This window comes from Xylanibacter rodentium, assembly GCF_013166575.1.
Lineage (GTDB): Bacteria > Bacteroidota > Bacteroidia > Bacteroidales > Bacteroidaceae > Prevotella > Prevotella rodentium.
In genome coordinates, this window is sequence record NZ_JABKKE010000004.1 from 95,339 (window position 1) to 115,044 (window position 19,706).

At 52.0% G+C, this 19,706-nt stretch carries 16 protein-coding genes; 9 read left to right on the forward strand and 7 right to left on the reverse strand.

What is annotated here, in order from left to right; translation table 11 throughout:
* The 3 genes from HPS55_RS03765 to HPS55_RS03775 are packed head-to-tail and all read left to right on the forward strand — an operon-like array spanning position 1 to position 2,880.
* Positions 1-354, forward strand: coding sequence for a beta-1,6-N-acetylglucosaminyltransferase (locus HPS55_RS03765; protein WP_172176426.1), 354 nt, complete (start codon positions 1-3; stop codon positions 352-354).
* A complete protein-coding gene (locus HPS55_RS03770; RefSeq protein WP_172176424.1) occupies positions 351-893 on the forward strand; it encodes a beta-1,6-N-acetylglucosaminyltransferase in 543 nt (180 codons plus the stop codon). Before HPS55_RS03765 ends, HPS55_RS03770 begins: the two co-directional genes overlap by 4 nt.
* Entirely contained in the window at positions 859-2,880 is a 2,022-nt protein-coding gene (locus HPS55_RS03775; RefSeq protein ID WP_172176422.1) for a peptidase domain-containing ABC transporter, read from the forward strand. The genes HPS55_RS03770 and HPS55_RS03775 overlap by 35 nt, the downstream gene beginning before the upstream one ends.
* Positions 2,881-2,902: 22 nt before the next feature.
* On the opposite strand, the gene HPS55_RS03780 is transcribed toward HPS55_RS03775, so the two are convergent.
* Complete coding sequence (locus HPS55_RS03780; RefSeq protein ID WP_172176420.1) at positions 2,903-6,400, reverse strand: AAA domain-containing protein; 3,498 nt, start codon at positions 6,398-6,400, stop codon at positions 2,903-2,905.
* 74 nt (positions 6,401-6,474) lie between these two features.
* Between HPS55_RS03780 and HPS55_RS14285 the strand changes: the two genes are divergently transcribed.
* Positions 6,475-6,606, forward strand: a complete 132-nt coding sequence (locus HPS55_RS14285; protein WP_256372658.1) for a hypothetical protein — start codon at positions 6,475-6,477, stop codon at positions 6,604-6,606.
* 404 nt (positions 6,607-7,010) lie between these two features.
* Here the strand turns inward: HPS55_RS14285 and HPS55_RS03785 are convergent, their stop codons facing one another.
* A complete protein-coding gene (locus tag HPS55_RS03785; protein WP_172176418.1) occupies positions 7,011-7,322 on the reverse strand; it encodes a helix-turn-helix domain-containing protein in 312 nt (103 codons plus the stop codon).
* Entirely contained in the window at positions 7,288-7,641 is a 354-nt protein-coding gene (locus HPS55_RS03790; RefSeq protein ID WP_172176416.1) for a type II toxin-antitoxin system RelE/ParE family toxin, read from the reverse strand. Before HPS55_RS03790 ends, HPS55_RS03785 begins: the two co-directional genes overlap by 35 nt.
* Before the next feature lie 315 nt (positions 7,642-7,956).
* On the opposite strand from HPS55_RS03790, the gene ilvD reads away from it, so the two are divergent.
* The 5 genes from ilvD (at position 7,957) to ilvC (ending at position 14,204) form a co-directional block, all read left to right on the forward strand.
* Positions 7,957-9,759, forward strand: coding sequence for a dihydroxy-acid dehydratase (gene ilvD, locus HPS55_RS03795; RefSeq protein ID WP_172176415.1), 1,803 nt, complete (start codon positions 7,957-7,959; stop codon positions 9,757-9,759).
* Between the two features lie 232 nt (positions 9,760-9,991).
* Positions 9,992-11,695, forward strand: a complete 1,704-nt coding sequence (gene ilvB / locus HPS55_RS03800) for a biosynthetic-type acetolactate synthase large subunit (protein WP_172176413.1) — start codon at positions 9,992-9,994, stop codon at positions 11,693-11,695.
* Between the two features lie 26 nt (positions 11,696-11,721).
* The gene (ilvN, locus tag HPS55_RS03805; RefSeq protein ID WP_172176411.1) at positions 11,722-12,264 is read left to right on the forward strand and encodes an acetolactate synthase small subunit; all 543 of its coding nucleotides are present in this window, start codon (positions 11,722-11,724) and stop codon (positions 12,262-12,264) included.
* Between the two features lie 12 nt (positions 12,265-12,276).
* The gene (locus tag HPS55_RS03810) at positions 12,277-13,038 is read left to right on the forward strand and encodes an acyl-[acyl-carrier-protein] thioesterase (RefSeq protein WP_172176409.1); all 762 of its coding nucleotides are present in this window, start codon (positions 12,277-12,279) and stop codon (positions 13,036-13,038) included.
* Between the two features lie 116 nt (positions 13,039-13,154).
* Positions 13,155-14,204: a ketol-acid reductoisomerase gene (gene ilvC / locus HPS55_RS03815; RefSeq protein WP_172176407.1), complete on the forward strand. Its 1,050-nt coding sequence runs from the start codon at positions 13,155-13,157 to the stop codon at positions 14,202-14,204.
* A 100-nt stretch (positions 14,205-14,304) separates the two neighbouring features.
* On the opposite strand, the gene HPS55_RS03820 is transcribed toward ilvC, so the two are convergent.
* The 4 genes from HPS55_RS03820 to HPS55_RS03835 all read right to left on the reverse strand — a co-directional run bounded on the left by HPS55_RS03820 (position 14,305) and on the right by HPS55_RS03835 (position 19,634).
* Complete coding sequence (locus HPS55_RS03820; protein WP_172176405.1) at positions 14,305-14,730, reverse strand: HIT family protein; 426 nt, start codon at positions 14,728-14,730, stop codon at positions 14,305-14,307.
* Positions 14,731-15,005: 275 nt separating this feature from the next.
* Complete coding sequence (locus HPS55_RS03825; RefSeq protein WP_172176403.1) at positions 15,006-15,623, reverse strand: superoxide dismutase; 618 nt, start codon at positions 15,621-15,623, stop codon at positions 15,006-15,008.
* 342 nt (positions 15,624-15,965) lie between these two features.
* Positions 15,966-17,135 (reverse strand): family 43 glycosylhydrolase, encoded by a 1,170-nt coding sequence (locus tag HPS55_RS03830; RefSeq protein ID WP_172176401.1) that lies wholly within the window; start codon positions 17,133-17,135, stop codon positions 15,966-15,968.
* Positions 17,136-17,150: 15 nt separating this feature from the next.
* Positions 17,151-19,634 (reverse strand): glycoside hydrolase family 95 protein, encoded by a 2,484-nt coding sequence (locus tag HPS55_RS03835; RefSeq protein ID WP_172176399.1) that lies wholly within the window; start codon positions 19,632-19,634, stop codon positions 17,151-17,153.
* Positions 19,635-19,706: the final 72 nt, after the last annotated feature.

Here is a 19,706-nt window from a genome sequence, read left to right on the forward strand (position 1 = left end):
ATGAAACATGCCATCCTTATAATTGCCTATCATAACATAGAATATGTGAGGCAGCTCGTAAAGCGGTTTGATGATGATTTCCGCATCTTCATACACTGGGACAGGAAATCCGTACTGACTCAGGAGGACAGGTACTCGCTGGAGAGTCTACCGAATGTATGCTATGTGGGACAGGTTTTCCCGGTTTGCTGGGCAAGCTATGGCATAGTAAGAGCCACGCTCCGGTTGTGTGAAGAGGCGTTGAAGTATGGCGATGTGGAATATCTGCACTTGATAAGCGATGCGGATGCTTTGACAAAAGACGTGGACACATTCAAACGTTTCTTCGTGAAGAATAGGGGTAGGAATTTTTGAATTACTGTAAATGGGAGAAAAATGGTGATATATCGAAGAATCCTTATGACAAGATTGTGTTTTACCATAGACTTGAGAAGTATGACATAAGGGTAAAACCGGAAGACAACAGTCAATACCATAAAGAACTGGAACAGCAGAAAAAGTTACATGAGTACAGGGTGTTGCCCGATGTGCCGTTATATGGAGGACCGGCATGGTGGAGTCTGACACGTGAATGTGTGGAATATATGATAGGACAAAGCGGTTTCATAGAGCGATATTATACGGACACACTTTTTCCCGACGAGAGTTTTGCACAGACAGTCATCATGAACAATCCCAAACTGGCACCGACTGTTGTCAATTACGATCTGAGATATATCTGCTGGGAGACACGCAACAACAGCCGTCCGGCAGTGCTCGATATGAGCGACCTGCCGGGTATAGTGAAAGACAAAGATGTGTTTGCACGGAAGATTGCACCGGATGTATCGGGTCAGTGTGGCCGGTATACGCAATGCCATGAAAGAAATCGGGATACGTTCGGCTTCTTTTGAAATGACAATAGAACAACTGAGGGACAAATGTCCACTTCCAGCCATACTACATTGGGAGCAAAACCATTTTGTCGTGCTGTATGATGTGAAGAAAAGCCGTATTGGCGGGGAGTGGAAGTATTGCGTGGCCAATCCCGCATACGGCCGGCATACATTCAGTGAAAAAGAGTTTTCCGGTTATTGGCTGAATGATAGCAAGGGTGTGGCAGTGGCGTGTGAGCCAGCCGATGATTTTTTTGAGCGGGAAGCGGTGAAGGAGAAGCACAGTCTGGTAAGGTTTGCCCGTAAGTATGTGTGGCCATTCAAGCGTGAGTTGATGGTCATTGCTTTCGGCATGTCGTTAGGTATCCTTTTGTCATTGGTAGTCCCGTTTCTTACTCAAGCAATGGTCGATATAGGTATAGGCCGCCGTGACATGACTGTGATAACATCGTTGCTAATTGCCCAGATATTCATTTTCATTGGTTCATTTTCCATGAATATCATCAGCAGTTGGGTTACGCTGTATATGGTTACACGGATAAACATAAATATTCTTCAGGATTATCTCAGCAAGTTGCTCCGTCTTCCCATGACATTTTTCGAGACAAAGAGCGTGGGCGACTACAACCAGCGCATCGGTGACCATGCCCGCCTGCAGGGATTTGCCACCGGTTCCACCATGCAGATTGCTTTTTCCATAGTTTCAGCTTTCGTGTTGCTTACCGTTATCGGATATTACAGCATGGCTGTTCTTGCGGCCTATCTTGCGCTTACCGCCTTGAGCGCTCTGTGGATGAGCCATTTTTGGGAAAAAAGGAAATCTTTGGATTATGAAAATTTCAGAATTGCAGCCAAAAACCAAAATAAGTTGTATGAGATGATGAACGGTATAACCGACATCAAGATCAATGCATACAGTCAATATAAGATAGAGGAATGGCAAAGGATGCAGGAAGAGAGATATAGGATGGGGAAGAAAGTGTTGCGTTTAGGACAGATACAGGAGACCGGATATGCCATGATAGGGCAAATCCGCAATATACTTATAACGTATTGGATTGCAGCGGAGGTTGTTGACGGAAATCTTACACTTGGCATGATGATGAGCATTTCCACCATAATAGGTCTGGTAAACGGACCTTTGGCACAACTCACAGGTTTCTTGCAGCAGTTTCAGGACGCAAAGATAAGTCTTGAACGTTCAGAAGAAGTCTATCTTTGCAGGAACGAGGATACCGACGATTTGGCCGTTCTGCCTTCAGACCGGCCTATGGATATTGAAATGGAACATCTCACGTTCAGATATACAGGCAGTACGGGAAAGGCGGCCCTGTATGACGTCAGTGTGAAGATACCGGCCGGCAAAATGACGGCTATTGTCGGTGAGAGCGGAAGCGGAAAGACCACACTAATGAAACTACTGCTGAAATTCTACAGTCCAGTCGGGGGACAAATCACAGTAGGGGGAGAGGACATCAGTGTCTACAAGGCTGATTCCATAAGAAAGGCTTCCGGCATAGTTATGCAGGAAAACTTCATATTCTCCGATACAATCAAGAACAATATTATATTGGGTGAGGAATACGATAGGGAAAGGCTGGATAAAGCCCTGGAAATGGCCTGTCTCACCGAATATATAGACAGTCTGCCACTTGGTATGAATACTCGTATCGGTGCCGATGGGTATGGTGTAAGTGGTGGTGAAAAACAGCGGATAATGATTGCTCGTGCCATATACAAGCGTCCGGCATACATGTTTTTGGACGAGGCTACAAGTTCTCTTGATGCCGAGAACGAACGTAAGATAACGGAAAACATCATAGGGGAGTTTTCCGGCCGTACGCTGCTGGTGATAGCCCACCGCCTTTCAACAGTCAGGAATGCCGACAACATCATTGTGCTCAGACATGGAAGGATAGTGGAGAACGGCTGTCACGATGAACTGGTCGCAGCCAAGGGGTATTATTACGAATTGGTAAAGAACCAGTTGGAACTGGCAAAGTAATGGCATGTAAAAATGCCTTCCTTCAGAATTTTCCCGCCACATACTCTTTTCTTCCCACCTCGAGGAAACAGTTTTTTTTCCGCATGAAGTCCATCAGACGTGAGAAGACGGGGCTTTTTGCCAGTAGCGGGGCGTGGCCCAGCATTATGAGATGCTCCTCGGCCCGTGTCATGGCAACGTTCAGCTTGCGGTCGACTACGGTGCCGTCCACATCTTCGAAAGTGGTGTCGGTAAGGAATCGCAGCTGATAATAATGGCGGATGGTGAATCCGTAGATGATATACCGTCGCTGGCTGCCTTGAAATCGCTCCACGGTGTCGATTGTGATGTCGTGCAGTGCGTTGATGCTGTAGCGGGCTATGCAGCTGCGTATGGTGGCTATCTGGTTGCGGTAGGGCACTATCACGCCTACGGTAGTGTCGGCGTCGAATCCCTCATGTTCGATTTCATAAATCTTCACTACTGTGGCCGCTATCATTTCGGCCTCCACGGTGTTGACTTTGTCCAGATTATCATCGTCGGGAGTTTCTGTGGCAATGAAGGCTATACGCCGTGTGCGCAGCAGACGGACAATGCCGTCGGACGAATCGACCGTTGGCGGCAGGGCCCCCTTTTGGTGCGGTAGCGGCACGGGCAACAGGCGGCCGCCGTAGAACTCGCGGTTGGGGAAATGTGAAATGTCGGGGTGCATGCGTCCCTGGCGGCTGAGCATGAACCGCACGTCGTCGCGGTCGTGGTAGCGTCGCAGCAGTCGTTCGAAAAGCGACAGGCGGCAGTCGGTGAGCAGAATGTTGCGCAGGCTTTGCTCCTTCACCGCTGACACCTCGGCACTCTGCTGCACCACGGCCGGCAGTTGCTTGTGGTCGCCTATCATCACGAACTTGCGTATGGACGGTGTGCCGTGATTGGCGCTTAGCAGCCCGATGAGATGAGGTTCGAGTATCTGTGACGCCTCGTCTATTATTGCGAGCGAGAACTGTTTCATGTCCAAAAGAGCCATGTTGCCGTTTAGTGCCGTGGCTGTGCCCACGAAGACGCGTGCCGCCGCTATCATCTCTTTCACGTCCGCTATATTTCCACATCCTTCCACCCGTGTGCCGAGCATGTGGCTGCGATATGCCTCGGCGCAGTTCAGCCGGCTGCCCAGTCGTATGAAGTCGATTCCGTCGGCTGCGAGTTTGCTGCAAATTTCGTCGACAGCACGGTTGGTATATGACAGCACAATTACATTCGACGCCTCCTCCAACAGCTCTTCCTTCAGCGTGTAGAGCATGCCGAATGATGTTTTGCCCGTGCCCGGCGGCCCGATGATCAGGAAGAAGTCGCGTGCCTGCTTCACCCGCAATGCAAGTTCGTTGAATTGTCCGTAGTCGCCTTTCAATGTAATCCTTGTGTCTGTTTCGGGTTCGCGGCGTAGCATCAGCAGATCACGTCGCGAGTGTGGCGCACGGAGAAAGGCATGCAGTCCGCGGTAGAGTGAATCCATTGATGACTCGAAAAAGTCGTGCTCTACGGCCCACGGCCTGTCTTTGTCGCGTACGAAGACTTTCGCTCCGGCCTGCTTGTGACGCAGGCAGAGCCGGAGCGTGTCGGTGCCGATGTCCTCAATGATACATCTGAACACCATGCTCTTTCGGGCGTCGGGTTCTTTGCCCTCATCGTATGGGTATAGTATCACGATGTCGCCCGTGCGGAAGTTTGACATGTCGTTTGCCTCCGGTTCGTCAAAGCGCAGGGTGACAATAGACACATGTCCTTCGGTATCGGCAGTTGGACTTATCAGGGTCAGTCTGCAATATATGTTGCCGGCCTGCAGTTTGTCGTCGAGCGAGTCGTGCCATTTGGCGGCAAATCCCGAGTTCTCCTTTGACTTGTTGCCCAGTTTTGACAGAGTGTGCTCGTTGGCAACAAACGTCATGAAGCGGAAAAAGTAGTCGCGTTCCAGTGTGTCGGCTTCGTGTATAGGAGTAATCAGCATGTCTATCTGAGGTTTCTGCCATTCTTCCCATAACCGTCCCTTCACGTTCTTCATGTTCATCTTCTCGGCGGTGATGTTTTCCAGAATTCTGAATCCTCCCTCACTGGTGTACATCATCTCCGTCCATGCTATTCTGTTGCGCAGCTTCATCGCTCTGAACACCAGTTCGGGAGCGAAGCCCACTCCGAGCAGACTCTCACGGTAGCGGGAGTATAGAAGGAAAGGGAACAGTTCGCGCCGGTTTTTCTCGTACACCTCGCGGAAGTTGTATCTGAATATGAGCATGTACAGTAATATCTGCACATAGTGCTCTTCCGTGTGTCGCGGACGGATGAAGTTGTCGTAGGGAAAAGCGCCCTTGCCCGACTTCTGCTCTATTATCACTCCATGGTCTGTCTGTATGTAGTCCATACGTCCTTGCAGACCGAGCATCTCCGAGAAGAACGACGGCTCGACCACACCGTTGCCTGCGTCATACCGTTTCACCGCTCCAGGCAGCTGCACTCGCATGGCATGGTCTATGTTCTGTTTCTGTTGCATGGCGTCGGTATGGAACGACTTGTCCACGCCCGCCGAAATGAGCTGCATGGCGTTGTCGTTGAAGAAGGTGCGCACGCTCTCACTGTAGTTCCGGTCGGTGCCCGCCTTGTCCTGTATCGTCTCGTCGAGCATCTGACCGGCAAAGTTACCCAGCAATATGGGCTGTGAACAGGCCGCGGGCTGCAACTTGCGCAGCAGATGCACGTAGGGCGACTCGGCATAGTGGGTGAAGCAGTGGGCCACGGCGCTCACGTCCACCAGATAGTCGGGCTCGAAGACGAACAGCTCGGGATAGATGGTGCCGTCGGTGTCGGCCCTCGGGCGCAACAGGTTGAGCTGTGCGCCGCGGTACATCAGGTCGCGCAGATACGAGCGGTCGTAGTCGTATATGGTGTTGCCGTGGGTATAGCACACCTGTACCTCTCTGCCGTCTCCGTCGGCAGTGTCGGCATATATGTATTCGTCGTCCCAGCGGTTCACCACCACGCGCATATATTCGCCCAGCAGCCGTCGGCTCTGCCGCTGTTTCGTCCCGGTGGGGAACTGCCGGCGCAAATCCTCCGGCACCTCCACCTTATATATATAGGCCACAAAGAGGCACAGGTGCATGAAGTCGTGGCGGTGCCACTCCTCCATCTCGCCGTCGGTCATCTCGCCCTGCCGTCGCAACCGCGTGCGGGTGTCGTTTATCGCCTTCGCCAGCGCCGCGTCGGCGTGGCCCTCCTTCAGCAGATAGTCGGTCTTGGCAAACGCTCCCACGAGGTTGAGGCGCGTGAAAGCCGTGTGCAGGTCGATAACACGAGTGTATGTACGGCCCATCATCCGGTACACGGCGCGATGGTTTGGGGCGAATGCAAGTGCCCGCTCCAGCTCCTCAAAAAACTGTTCCTGCGACTCGGGCGTGTATGCTCCGCCGGCGCGGTTGCGGCCCGTATCGTCGGTATCGAATGTCTGTTCGATGCTGTAACCGAACTCGCTGACGTTGAATTTTCGTGGCTCCATTGTCTGATGTGTATTTATCCGTATGCAAAAATAACGATTTTAAATGAAGAATCATCTTAAATGAAGAGTGAAGAATGAAGAGTGAAGAATCTTTTTCAAATGAAGAATTTGCAGCCGCAGTTCCCAAAGTAGGGACGTACCGTGGTGAAATATGGTTTACCATGTGCGGTCGGTTCTTCCCCTTTGGGGAGGTTAGGAGGGACTGATATATCTTTACAAAACACTTCGTCGTTCTGCACAAAATCGCGTTTTGCCGCCTACGGCCCAAAATAGCGCATTTTTCGTTCAAAATAGGAGGCACTGATAATCAGTTACTTACGCGTAATGACGCGCAATAGCGCCATGTAAGAAAAGCAGAGAGGCCATCCCGAGGTTGCCGTAAGGGCCTCCCGGCTCTGCAACGAGGCCGCCGCGGGAAGACAACAACGCCGTAATGGGAGGGTCGGGAGGCCTTTACGGCAAGAAAACCATGTAAGAAATGCGTGTAAAGAAAGCAGAGAGGGCCTTACAGCTTTTCCAGAATGGAAATAAAAAAGTGCGGAAAATTAAGAAAATAAATAACAAAGTGTCCTCCCGGCCTCCCTCCAATGGGAGGGGATAGGATATTACATTATATAATAGGTTTGACTATATCGAATTTCAGTCCGAGTGCGTCGATGATGCGCAGGAAGAGCCCTACGCCCGGCTCGATGACTCCGTTTTCAATCTTCGATATATACGATTTGTTCGTGCCAACCCTTTTTGCCAGTTCGCTCTGGGTGACCTTTTCCTGCTTTCTCGCGTCAGATATTATCTGTCCCACACAGTACGCATAAGCCTCCTTGCGAAATTCCTCGCGTTCGGGCGTGCCCACTTTGCCGAACTTTTCATCCATCCAATCGTCAACACTATAAAGGTTTTTGTCTATCTCTTTTAGTTCCATAATACTCTTCTTTTAGTTTCATTGCTTTGTTTATCTCACTCGCAGGTGTTTTCTGCGTCTTCTTTTGAAAGCCGTTGAACAGAATGATGATGTTGCCATTATCGAAAATGAAAAACACACGGTATATATTTCCGGCGCATTCCACTCTTATCTCATACAGACCGTCGCGTATCGCTTTCACAAACTTGGTGCTTATGCGCTCTTTTGTTTTAAGCATGTCGAGCACGTATATCACCTTCTTTGCTTCCGCACTACCTAACGATTTTATAAAATCGGCAAAATAATGCTTGTATGCTATGATTTTCCGTTCTTCTTTCATTCTGCAAAGATACTAAAAGTTTCTTTATATAGCAACAATTGTGAAGATATTTTTCTGTTGTACCGTATCGTGTTCATCATGTCTTTCTGTCACCGCCCGTGCTTCATGATGCTTGACAATGGCTGATGTTTATGCACAAAACGTCATTGATAGTGCAATATTTGATTCAGTTTGTAATTTTTGAGCCTGTTTTTCTTATGATTTCAAAATATTACCGCAAGTTAGTTGGAAAAATATTGGCTGTTACGGAAAAACCGATTAACTTTGCATAAAATTCGTAACATACCTAATCACGAAAATAATTATAGACAATATATGAAGCATAAGTTAAGAAGTGCCGTATGTACCGAAGGACGGCGGATGGCCGGAGCCCGCGCATTGTGGGTGGCTACAGGTATGAAACGAGAGCAGTTTGGCAAACCTGTCATTGCGGTGGTCAATTCGTTCACCCAATTTGTTCCCGGTCACACGCATCTGCACGAGATAGGACAGATTGTCAAGCAGGAGATAGAGTCTATGGGGTGCTATGCGGCCGAATTCAATACGATAGCTATTGACGACGGTATTGCCATGGGACACGACGGTATGCTCTACTCGCTGCCTTCGCGCGATATCATTGCTGATTCGGTAGAGTATATGGTCAATGCCCACAAGGCTGACGCCATGATTTGCATATCCAATTGCGACAAGGTTACGCCGGGTATGCTTATGGCCTCGATGCGGCTCAACATACCGACGGTGTTCTGCTCGGGAGGCCCGATGGAGGCCGGCCGCTGGCGCGGCGAGAATGCCGACCTGATAACGGCAATGGTAAAAGGGGCCGACCCGTCGGTGAGCGATGAGGATATGGCCGAGATAGAGGGCTGTGCCTGTCCCGGCTGCGGCAGTTGCTCGGGCATGTTTACGGCCAATTCTATGAACTCCCTCACCGAGGCCATCGGACTGTCGTTGCCCGGCAACGGAACTGTTCTTGCCACACACAAGAATCGCGTGGAGCTGTTCAAGGCCGCCGCGCGGCAAGTGGTGAAGAATGCGCTTGCTTATTACGAGGACGGCGATGAGAGTGTCTTGCCGCGCTCGATAGCCACCCGCAACGCGTTCCTCAACGCAATGACTCTCGACATAGCCATGGGCGGAAGCACCAACACTGTGCTCCATCTGCTGGCCGTGGCGCAGGAGGCGGGTGTTGAATTTACGATGAAGGACATCGACAGTCTGAGCCGCCGTGTGCCGTGCCTGTGCAAGTTGGCTCCCAATACTCAGAAGTACAGCGTGCAGGAGTGCGGACGGGCGGGCGGAATACTCGGTATAATGAACGAACTCGCCAAGGGCGGACTTCTCGACGGAGCCACATGCCGTGTGGACGGACTGACACTGGCCGAGGCCATGGAGAAATATGACATCACTGGCAGTACGGTGGATGTCGAGGCAGACAGGATATATCGGAGTGCTCCCGGAGGACGCTTCTCTACGAAGATGGGTAGCCAGGACACACAGTGGGACACGCTCGACACTGACCGCGCCAGTGGTTGTATCCGCGACCTTGACCATGCTTATACTAAAGACGGCGGGCTGGCTGTGCTCTTCGGCAACATCGCACAGGACGGATGTGTGGTGAAGACGGCCGGCGTGGACGAAAGTATATGGCGGTTCAGCGGTCCGGCAAAGGTGTTTGACTCGCAGGAAGCGGCTTGTGACGGTATTCTCGGTGGAAAAGTGAAGAGCGGTGACTGTGTGGTAATCATTTATGAGGGTCCGAAGGGCGGGCCGGGTATGCAGGAGATGCTCTATCCCACTTCTTATATAAAGAGCATGCACCTTGGCAAGGAATGTGCCTTGATTACCGACGGACGTTTCTCCGGTGGTACGAGCGGGCTGAGTATAGGCCACGTGTCTCCCGAAGCTGCTGCCGGTGGAAACATCGGAAAGATAAAGGATGGCGACATTATCGAGATAGACATTCCCAACCGCTTGATTAACGTGCGTCTCACCGACGAAGAACTGGCCGCACGTCCGCAGCAACCGCTCACCCGTGACCGTGTGGTTTCGAAAGCGCTGAGGGCATATGCCCGAAGCGTAAGCTCGGCCGACAGGGGTGGGGTGAGAGTGATTGAGTGAGAAGAAAGTTAGGAGTTTTTTTAGGAGTTAAATGAGTTAACGGGAGTTATCGTTTCGCTGCGCTCCACTCAGGAGTTAAAGACAATGGCTTGGGTGGTGTGCTGCAGACGTTTCGCTTCGGTAGACAGACATAGGACTATTGTCTTTAACTCCTGAGTGGAGCGCAGCGAAACGATAACTCCCGTTAACTCCAAATAACTCCTTGAAAGAACCAAAAAAGAAACAGAAATATATGATTACAGGAGCAGAAGCACTTATGCTTGCCCTCAGGAACGAGGGTGTGAATACCATCTTCGGTTACCCCGGCGGTTCGATAATGCCTGTGTTTGACGCGCTTTACGACTATACGAGGGGCGATAAGAAGACGTTCGATCACATACTGATGCGCCACGAGCAGGCTGCCACGCACGCAGCCGAGGGCTATGCACGTGTGAGCGGTGAGGTAGGGGTATGCATAGTAACGAGCGGTCCGGGCGCCACCAATACGCTTACGGGTGTGGCCGATGCCATGCTTGATTCTACACCCATTGTCGTGATAGCCGGACAGGTGGGAACGGCGGCACTCGGCACCGATGCCTTTCAGGAGGTCGACCTCGTGGGAGTGGCGCAGCCTATATCGAAATGGAGCTATCAGATTCGCCGTGCGGAAGATATTGCATGGGCGGTGAGCAAGGCTTTCTATATAGCCCGCACGGGCCGGCCTGGTCCGGTGGTACTCGACTTCCCGAAGAACGCTCAGATAACCACTACGGAATGGAAGCCTGAGCATGTTGATTTTGTACGCAGCTATGTGCCTTATCCCCAACCGTCCGCCACTGCCATAGCCGCTGCAGCAGATCTGATAAACAATGCGGAACGCCCTTTGGCTCTTGTTGGACAGGGAGTGGAATTGGGCGGAGCGCACAACGAGCTGGTGGAGTTTTTGGAAAAGGCAGACATACCCGCAGCCCGTACGCTGCTCGGTTTGTCGGCTTTACCGACAGACCATCCGCTCAATATGGGTATGTTGGGCATGCACGGCAATTTGGCACCCAACATCAAGGAACAGGAGTGTGATGTGCTCATCGCCATCGGAATGCGTTTCAGTGACCGTGTTACGGGACTCACATCAACATATGCCCGGCAGGCCAAGGTCATACACCTCGACATCGACCATTCTGAAATAGACAAGTGCATAAAGACCGATGTGGCTGTGATTGGCGACTGTAAGGTGACACTGCCGGCCATAACCCGTCTGCTCAGAAAGAATGACCATCATGAGTGGACTGACAGTTTCAAGCCGCTTTATGAGCAGGAGCGTGAGGCTGTTATAGAACCGGCCATACATCCTGCCGGTGGTCCGCTGCTGATGGGTGAGGTTGTCAATGCCGTGGCTGAGGCAACCGGAGGCGAGGCCGTGTTGGTGACCGATGTGGGACAGAACCAGATGTTCTCAAGTCGTTACTTCAAGTATAACCGCAAGCGCTCCATCGTTACGAGCGGAGGCCTGGGCACTATGGGATTCGGCATTCCCGCAGCCATCGGTGCAACATTCGGTGCCCCGGGACGCACGGTGTGTATGTTCTCGGGTGACGGAGGCTTCCAGATGAGCATTCAGGAGTTAGGTACCATCATGGAACAGCAGGCACCCGTCAAGATGATTCTGATGAACAACAACTATCTTGGCAACGTGCGTCAGTGGCAGGACATGTTTTTCGGACACAGGCAGTCGTTCACACGTATGATGAATCCGGACTATAGTCATGTAGCGGCGGCCTACCGTATCCCCTATGCTGTAGTTACGGACCGGTCTGACCTTGCCGGGGCTGTCGGAAAGATGTTGGCCACCGGTGGGCCTTATATCCTCGAATGCGCCATAAAGGAGGACGACAACGTGCTGCCTATGACACCTCCGGGCAAGAGCATTGACGAGATGATGCTGGCGATAGACATTTAGAAAGAAAAGCAAGAGGACAATAAAGAATGGAAGATAAGAAACTATATACATTGTTGGTTTATTCAGAGAACCTTGCCGGTATTCTCAACCAGATTACTGCCGTGTTTACACGTCGTCAGGTAAATATAGAGAGTCTGAATGTATCGGCATCGAGTATTGTGGGGATTCACAAGTATACCATAACGGCATGGAGCGACGAAGACCAGATAACGAAGATAACGAGGCAGATAGAGAAGAAGATAGATGTGGTGAAAGCTCTGTTCTATACCGATGACGAACTGTTCATCCGAGAGACTGGACTGTACAAGCTCGCCACTGACGTGGTGCTGGGAAATCCGGAAATATCGCGCACAATACGACGTCATGAGGCTACAATTACCGAGGTGAATCCCACATATGTGATTGTGATGAAAAACGGACGCACGGAAGAAATCCTGAGTCTGTACAGGGTGCTCGATGACTTCGGCTGTGTCCTGCAGTACACGCGCTCGGGGCGTATAGCCGTGACTCGGAGCACGCAGGAGGAAGTTACCGACTATTTGGAAAAGAGGAAATCAGGTAAAGTGTAAACCGCATTTATTATGGATAAGACAGGAAAATATCTCTTTATGGCAGAGCCGTTCCACTGTGATTTCTCGCACAGGCTATTTATGGGGCACCTCGGCAACCACATGCTCAATGCGGCCGACTTTCACTCAACCGACCGCGGTTTCGGAATGAACTATCTCAATCCGATACACAAGACATGGGTATTGTCCCGGCTGGCTATAGAGATGGAGGAGATGCCGGAGCAGTATTCCAAGTTTTATGTGGAGACATGGGTGGAGAGCGCTATGAGATATTTCACAAACCGTAATTTCAGTGTGGTTGGTGAAGACGGCCGTGTGTTCGGATATGGTCGCAGTGTATGGGCCATGATTGACACCGACACGAGACAGCCGCAGGATATATTCGCCATACGTGATGGTTCCATCCGCGAATGGATAGAGACGGAGCGTGAATGCCCCATAGAGAAGAGCTCGCGTGTGAAGATGGGTGGCGGCGCTGAACTTGTGCGTACCATAGATACATATTATAACGATGTGGATGTGAATGGACACATCAATTCGGTTAAGTATATAGAGCATGTGCTCGACCTCTTTTCTGTCGACTTCTACCGGATATACCGGCTGCACCGTTTCGATATAGCCTATGTGGCCGAGAGTCATGCCGGTGACAGGCTGAATTTCTACAGCGAAAAAACGGCTGACGATGAGTGCTGCGTGCGCATAACAAAGTGTGAGGATACCGGCTCAAAAGAAACCGAAGTGTGCAGATGTAAGATTGAATTTGTAGAAAAATGAAAGTAAATTTGGTGTTTTCGTTTTAATTTTATACTTTTGCAGCTCATTTTAGTGACAAGATTAATAATAACCCGCGGCGAACAGTTGACGTAGCCGCTGTAAAAAACAGATATAATATGGCAGAAATGAATTTCGGTGGCGTAATAGAAACAGTTGTCACCAACAAAGAATTTTCATTGGAGAAAGCTCGTGAAGTGTTGAAAAATGAAACCATCGCTGTAATCGGATATGGTATCCAGGGTCCGGGACAGGCCTGCAACCTGCGTGACAATGGATTCAACGTCATTGTAGGGCAGCGACAGGGCAAGACATACGACAAGGCTGTGGCCGACGGATGGGTGCCGGGCAAGACACTGTTCTCTATTGAGGAGGCTGCCGAGAAAGGTACGATAATCTGTATGCTGCTCTCGGATGCAGGCCAGATTCAGGCATGGCCATCCATCAAGCCTTATCTTACACCTGGCAAGACTCTATACTATTCACATGGTTTTGCAATCAACTGGAGTGACCGTACAGGCGTTATACCTCCGTCGGATATAGATGTTATTCTCGTTGCTCCCAAAGGTTCGGGCACATCGCTCCGCACAATGTTCCTTGAGGGTCGCGGACTTAACTGTTCATATGCCGTTTATCAGGATGCGTCGGGCAAGGCTGAGGAGAAGACTATTGCTTTCGGTATAGGTATCGGTGCGGGCTATCTTTTCAAGACTACATTCCAGCGTGAGGCAACGAGTGACCTCACAGGCGAGCGCGGTTCGCTGATGGGTGCTATCGAGGGATTGCTCGAAGCTCAGTATGAGGTGCTTCGCGAAAACGGCCACTCGCCGTCGGAGGCTTTCAACGAGACTGTTGAGGAACTTACACAGAGTCTGATGCCGCTTTTCGCGCAGAAAGGTATGGACTGGATGTATGCCAACTGCTCTACCACGGCACAGCGTGGCGCGCTCGACTGGGCTCCCCGTTTCCGCGACGCCATCAAGCCTGTCATGCAGTGGCTATATTACTCCGTGAAGACCGGAAACGAGGCGCAGATTTCCATCGACAGCAATTCAAAGGCCGATTATCGCGAAGGGCTCAACAAGGAACTCGAGGCCATGCGTAACATGGAAATGTGGCGTGCTGCAGAGACCGTGCGCCAGCTCCGTCCGGAGAACAGCGCTGATTAAGTATAGTGTTTATTTATCAATAAAGCCTTGGGTCCAAATGCGCAATCATGATTGTGCATTTGGACCCAAGGCTTTATTGATTGCTGATGGAAAGAATCTGTCACAGTTCTTTCTTCAACGCTTCTGCCATTTGGGCATATTCCTCGTCGGTAAGATACACCTGCTTGGGGTTCATCCGGAACACACCGCCGAAGTCGGGACCGTCCTCGTACTTGGGGATGAGGTGGAAGTGCAGATGCTCCAAAGTGTCGGAATAGGCTCCATAGTTGATTTTTGCGGGATTGAATATCTTCTGCATGGCTCGTGTCACATTGGCCACATCGGCCATGAAAGCGTTGCGCTCGTCGTCGCTCATCAGATTCAAGTCGTCCACATGTCCGTTGTATGCCACGAGGCAACGTCCCCTGTAGGTCTGCTCCTTGAATATGAACACACGCGAAACACTCAATTTCGCCACTTCAATCATAAGACTTTTCAGTGTCTCATTGTTCTGACAATAGAGACAGTTTTTCGGATCGCTTTTCATTCTATTACGTTTGATTTGTCTGATAGATTTTCTGATTTCTTATCACCATACAAAGGTATGGCTTTTTATGGAGAACACAGGCATAATTGACGATTTTATTATAGTAGAATTGAAATTTATCAAATGAAAGATTGGGAGTGGAGAATTATGATTTGCACTCTTGGCACTCCATGGATGTTCCATCAGCAGGAGTAATCATGATTTTCCGGTCCCAATCTTTCATTTGCTATTGCTGGTTTTCCAACCAGAATGCATTGTTGATGCTGTCGGGTCAGTTATTGCTCAAATCTTTTGTCTACAACCTCCCAGTCGATTACTTTCCATATCTCGGCCAGATGGTCGGCACGGCGGTTTTGGAAGTCGAGGTAGTAGGCGTGCTCCCATACGTCGAAGGTGAGCAGCGGACGCAGCCCCTGACGCAGCGGGTTGCCGGCGTTTTGCTCTTGTGTAATGATGAGTTTGTTGGAGTTGTCGGCCGACAGCCACACCCATCCCGAGCCGAAGAGAGTGGACCCTTTCTGTACGAACTCCTGCTTGAATGTTTCAAACGAGCCGAACTGACTGTCGATGGCGCTCATCAGTTTGCATGCGGGAACACACTCTGTATCGCAGGGCGGGCAGAGCTGGGTGAAGTACATGTTGTGGTTGAGTATCTGGCCGGCATTGTTGAACACAGTACCGTCGGCCGTCTTTACGATTTCTTCGAGTGACATTCCTTCGTATCGGCTTCCGGGCAGTGCTGCGTTCAGATTGTTCACGTATGTTTGCAGATGTTTGCCGTGATGATAGCCGATGGTTTCCGAACTGATGATGGGCTCAAGTGCGTTAGCGTCGTATGGCAGTGTTATCAACTCGAATTTTCCGTTCACGGGCATTGTTTCTTTTGTTTTCATAATGAATAATGTTTAAATGATGAATAAGTTGTTCTGTTGTTGAATGCAAAGTTACGTAACTTATCAGGAGCATATACTGTCGGCGTAGTTAATTACTTTCAAAATATATTTAAGTTGTATTACGTTTATGGTTTATTGGCATGCTTTAACAACTTGACTTTTTTGTGAGGGGAGTAGATGGATATCGAAATTTCAGAGCCTTATCCAATCCACATCATTGTATCAAAGCTACAATACCGGAACTAAACATCGGGTAGGAGGCTGTGTTAAAGCAGGAACATGTTCCTACTTTAATGAACCGGATTTTGATACAGCCCCATTAATTCATGAAATGAATCTCATTTAAAAAGAGCTCCACTTCTTTTTCCACATCACATTCCATCGTGCCTGCTCTGCAGCATTGAGATGAGGCTGTTGTCTGGCTGGGAATATTCGCCCGTCAGTGGCGAAGTCAACACGTATCATGGCTGGCATCTCGCGGAATGGTGCCTGGTTGTCGTTGCCGAAGAACATGCACCACCAGTTGCCGCTGTGGTCGCGGAAATATCCGGTGCCACCGCCGCACGGCACTGCCTCGTGGCGCATGCGGTAGGGACCGTAGATGTTTTCCGAAACGGCGGCCATGCTGCTGTAGCGGCCCTCGTACTGGTCGGCGGCGGTGAGGTAGTACAGACCGTTGCGCTTGAACAGCGATGCGCCTTCGTGCCCTATGTCGGTGGCGCCGCAGCGCTTGGGGCATGTGCGGGCGTGGTGCGAGGCCACGGTATCGGGATTGAGGAGTATGGGCTGGCGCGGCTCTTCGGCCATGCCGCTCATGTCGTCCTTCATGCGTGCTATCCATCCGCCGCCCCATATCACGTAGACGGTGCCGTCGGTATCTTCAAAGAGCGAGGCGTCGATGTCGCCGTCCCACTTACCGTCGTCGGCCAGCGCGTTGACATACGGGCCCTCGGGGCGGCCGGTAGAGCTTTTCAGCAGTCCTCTGTCGCCGGGTGGCATGCTCAGGGTGATGAAGTAGTTGCCCTTTACATAGTGAATCTCGGGTGCCCACAGGGCGCGCACCGGACGGTGGTGATGACGCCATTCGCGCTGCCACGTGCCGTCGCGGTCGAACGACCACACCAGTCCCATGTAGTCCCACGAGCGCAGGTCGGACGATACCCACAGCTCCACGCCGTCGTTCTGCTTCCATATATCGTCGCCGCACGACCCCGTCATGTAGTAGCGGCCGTCGTGCCCCACGCAGATTACGGCATCGCGTATCTGCGCGTCGATGAGCGGACCTATGGGTGGGATGAGTCCGTCGCGCACGGCGCTGCCGGCGTTGGGGTTGCTGTTGTACTTCAGGAAGTGGGCGCCGGGGCCTCCCACGGCAGTCATCGACGGACCGCTGATGCCGAGGTTGGTGGTTCGCGGGGCGTCCTGCGCAGAGGCGGGCAGCGCTGTGAACATTGCCAGTACTGCAGATGTTGCCAGTGTCGCCGCCATGATGCAGAATTGGAGTATTCTCATTGTCGCAGTGATATTTTAATTGTTACCGGCCTGTTTCAGTACATACGTGCCGCCGGCGGTTGTCGCTATGTCGTATTCGTGGCAGGTGCGGATTGTAATCGCATCTTTGGGAGCCTTCTTGTTGACCAATGGCTTGCGGATGGTCTGCGAGCGGAGCATCGGGTTGGGGCATTCGCCGGTGGCGGGCTTCAACTCTTTGCCGTCGAGTGTCAGCGGAACGGCGCTACGCACGCGCATCGTGCCGCCGATGGTGGAGCGCAGGGTGGCTTGCGACAGATGGCCGTCGTGCCAGTCCATCGACTCAAGCACAAAGCCTCCACGGGCACGCAATCCGGTGACTTTGCCTTCGCGCCATACGCTCGGCAGGGCGGGCAGCAGATGCAGGGCGTTGTCGTGGCTCTGTATGAGCATCTCGGCAATGCCGGCTGTGGCGCCGAAGTTGCCGTCGATTTGGAAAGGCGGGTGGGCGTCGAACATGTTGGGGTAAAGGCCGCCGCCCTGTCCGCGCTCTTCGGTGCACACGCTGATGAGTTCGGAGATGAGCTTGTAGGTGTGGTCGCCGTCGAGCAGGCGTGCCCAGAAGTTTATCTTCCATCCCATCGACCAACCGGTGGAGTGGTCGCCGCGGGCTTTGAGCGTCTTCATGGCCGCAGCCATCAGCTCGGGAGAGTTGTTGACGGTTATCTGACGTCCTGGATACAGGCCCCACAGGTGGGACACGTGGCGGTGGCGGTCCTTGGGATTGTCCCAGTCGTGCATCCACTCCTGCACCTGTCCCCAGTGGCCTATCTGCATGGGCGGGAGTTGCTTGATGGTTTTCTTCAGCTCGCGTACAAAGGTCTTGTCTCTCTCGCCCAAAATGTCGGCGGCCTCGAGGGTGTTGCGCATCAGGTCGTTAACCATCTGATTGTCCATTGTGCATCCGGCCACGATGGTGAATGTGCGCTTGCAGTTGATGTTTGGCGGGTTCTCGGGAGAGCACGAGGGCGACACCACGAGCCATCCGTTCTTGGGCTCTTTGACCAGGAAGTCGAAGTAGAACTCGCATGCCGACTTCATTATCGGGTATACTTCCGACAGATACCGGCGGTCGCCCGAGAAGAGGTAGCGGTCCCACAGATGCTGGCAGAACCAGGCGTTGCACGTGGTCCATACACCGGTTGAGGGCTTGTCGACCGAGCCGGTGATGCGCCAGATGTCGGTGTTGTGGTGCAGCATCCAGCCGCGGCAGCCGTACATCTCGGAGGCGCTTTGCTTGCCGGTTTCGGCCACCTCGCGTATCAGCTGCAGGAACGGCTCGTGCATTTCGGGGATTGAGGTGATTTCGGCCGGCCAGTAGTTCATCTCGACGTTGATGTTGGTGGTGTACTTGCCGTCCCACGCTCCGCGCTCCTTGTCGTTCCATATACCTTGCAGGTTGGCGGGCTGGCCGCCGGGCTGCGAGGAGCAGATGAGCAGATAGCGCCCGAACTGGTACAGCAGGGCGGGCAGCTGCGGGTCGAACAGGGTGTTGAACTCGCGGATGCGCACGTCCGTCGGCTTGTCGGCCTGGGCGTTGCGTCCTAAGTCGAGCATCGAGCGGCGGAAGTATTTGCGGTAGGCTTCGGTGTGTGCGTCGCGGGCTTGTTCGAAGCTGTTCAGTGCGGGGCGCTTGCCGAGGAGTGCTTTGGCCTTGGTCATGGCGTCGCCCGATATGTCTTTGTTGTTCTTGAAGTTTGTTCCGATGGATATGCACAGCAGTACGCTGTTGGCCTTGCTTACAACGAGCGCGGTGTCGCCCTGCGACTTCTGGCGGCCGCCGTCGAGCTGGCATTGCAGCAGGGTGGCGTAGCGGATTTTGCCTTCAATGCCTTCGTGGTCGCTGCCCTTGCCCTCCAACACCAACAGGCCGTCGGTTGTCACACTGCGTTTCGTGTCGGGCATGGGCGAGGTGTAGCGGGCCGTGAAGGAGATGCTGCCGGGCTTGGAAGCCGTTAGCCGCATCAAGATAACGTCGTTGTTAAGTGATGTTATCGTCTCGCGTACGTAGTCGACATCGCCCGAGGTGAAGCGTGTGGTGGTCACGGCGCGGTCGAGGTCGAGCTCGCGGTAGTAGTTGGCGTAGCTGCGGAAGTTGCCGAAGTCGAGATGCAGTGAGCCGGCTGTCTGATAGGGCATGCCTTTGGCGCGTGGTGAAGAGATTGTCTTGCCGCACAGGTCGGTTGCCTCCATGTTCTTGCCGTCGAAGATGAGGCGGCGTATTTCGGCCAGCGCATCTTTGGCTTTCGTGTTGGTGTTGTTGTGGGGAGAGCCGCCCCATACGGTCTCTTCGTTCAGCTGGATTTCTTCGTTCGACGGGTCGCCGTAGACCATCGCGCCCAAACGGCCGTTGCCAAGCGGCAGGGCTTCAATCCATTTGCCGGCCGGTCGGTCGTACCATAATTTGTACTCCTGCTGTGCTTGTAGACAAATAGTGCAGGTGACAATACTTGTCAGAATTCCGATTAGTTTCTTTTTCATTGTAGTATGTATTTGTTTTTTATTCAGATGTGAATCAGAATTCAGAAGAGGATATTGTATGAACCATAGAAC

Excerpts from the sequence above, each read along its gene's own strand:
- HPS55_RS03765 (WP_172176426.1), top strand. The coding sequence starts at position 1 with ATGAAACATGCCATCCTTATAATTGCCTATCATAACATAGAATATGTG.
- HPS55_RS03775 (WP_172176422.1), top strand. The coding sequence starts at position 859 with ATGAAAGAAATCGGGATACGTTCGGCTTCTTTTGAAATGACAATAGAA.
- HPS55_RS03780 (WP_172176420.1), bottom strand. The coding sequence starts at position 6,400 with ATGGAGCCACGAAAATTCAACGTCAGCGAGTTCGGTTACAGCATCGAA.
- HPS55_RS14285 (WP_256372658.1), top strand. The coding sequence starts at position 6,475 with ATGAAGAGTGAAGAATCTTTTTCAAATGAAGAATTTGCAGCCGCAGTT.
- HPS55_RS03785 (WP_172176418.1), bottom strand. The coding sequence starts at position 7,322 with ATGGAACTAAAAGAGATAGACAAAAACCTTTATAGTGTTGACGATTGG.
- HPS55_RS03790 (WP_172176416.1), bottom strand. The coding sequence starts at position 7,641 with ATGAAAGAAGAACGGAAAATCATAGCATACAAGCATTATTTTGCCGAT.
- ilvD (WP_172176415.1), top strand. The coding sequence starts at position 7,957 with ATGAAGCATAAGTTAAGAAGTGCCGTATGTACCGAAGGACGGCGGATG.
- ilvB (WP_172176413.1), top strand. The coding sequence starts at position 9,992 with ATGATTACAGGAGCAGAAGCACTTATGCTTGCCCTCAGGAACGAGGGT.
- ilvN (WP_172176411.1), top strand. The coding sequence starts at position 11,722 with ATGGAAGATAAGAAACTATATACATTGTTGGTTTATTCAGAGAACCTT.
- HPS55_RS03810 (WP_172176409.1), top strand. The coding sequence starts at position 12,277 with ATGGATAAGACAGGAAAATATCTCTTTATGGCAGAGCCGTTCCACTGT.
- ilvC (WP_172176407.1), top strand. The coding sequence starts at position 13,155 with ATGGCAGAAATGAATTTCGGTGGCGTAATAGAAACAGTTGTCACCAAC.
- HPS55_RS03820 (WP_172176405.1), bottom strand. The coding sequence starts at position 14,730 with ATGAAAAGCGATCCGAAAAACTGTCTCTATTGTCAGAACAATGAGACA.
- HPS55_RS03825 (WP_172176403.1), bottom strand. The coding sequence starts at position 15,623 with ATGAAAACAAAAGAAACAATGCCCGTGAACGGAAAATTCGAGTTGATA.
- HPS55_RS03830 (WP_172176401.1), bottom strand. The coding sequence starts at position 17,135 with ATGAGAATACTCCAATTCTGCATCATGGCGGCGACACTGGCAACATCT.
- HPS55_RS03835 (WP_172176399.1), bottom strand. The coding sequence starts at position 19,634 with ATGAAAAAGAAACTAATCGGAATTCTGACAAGTATTGTCACCTGCACT.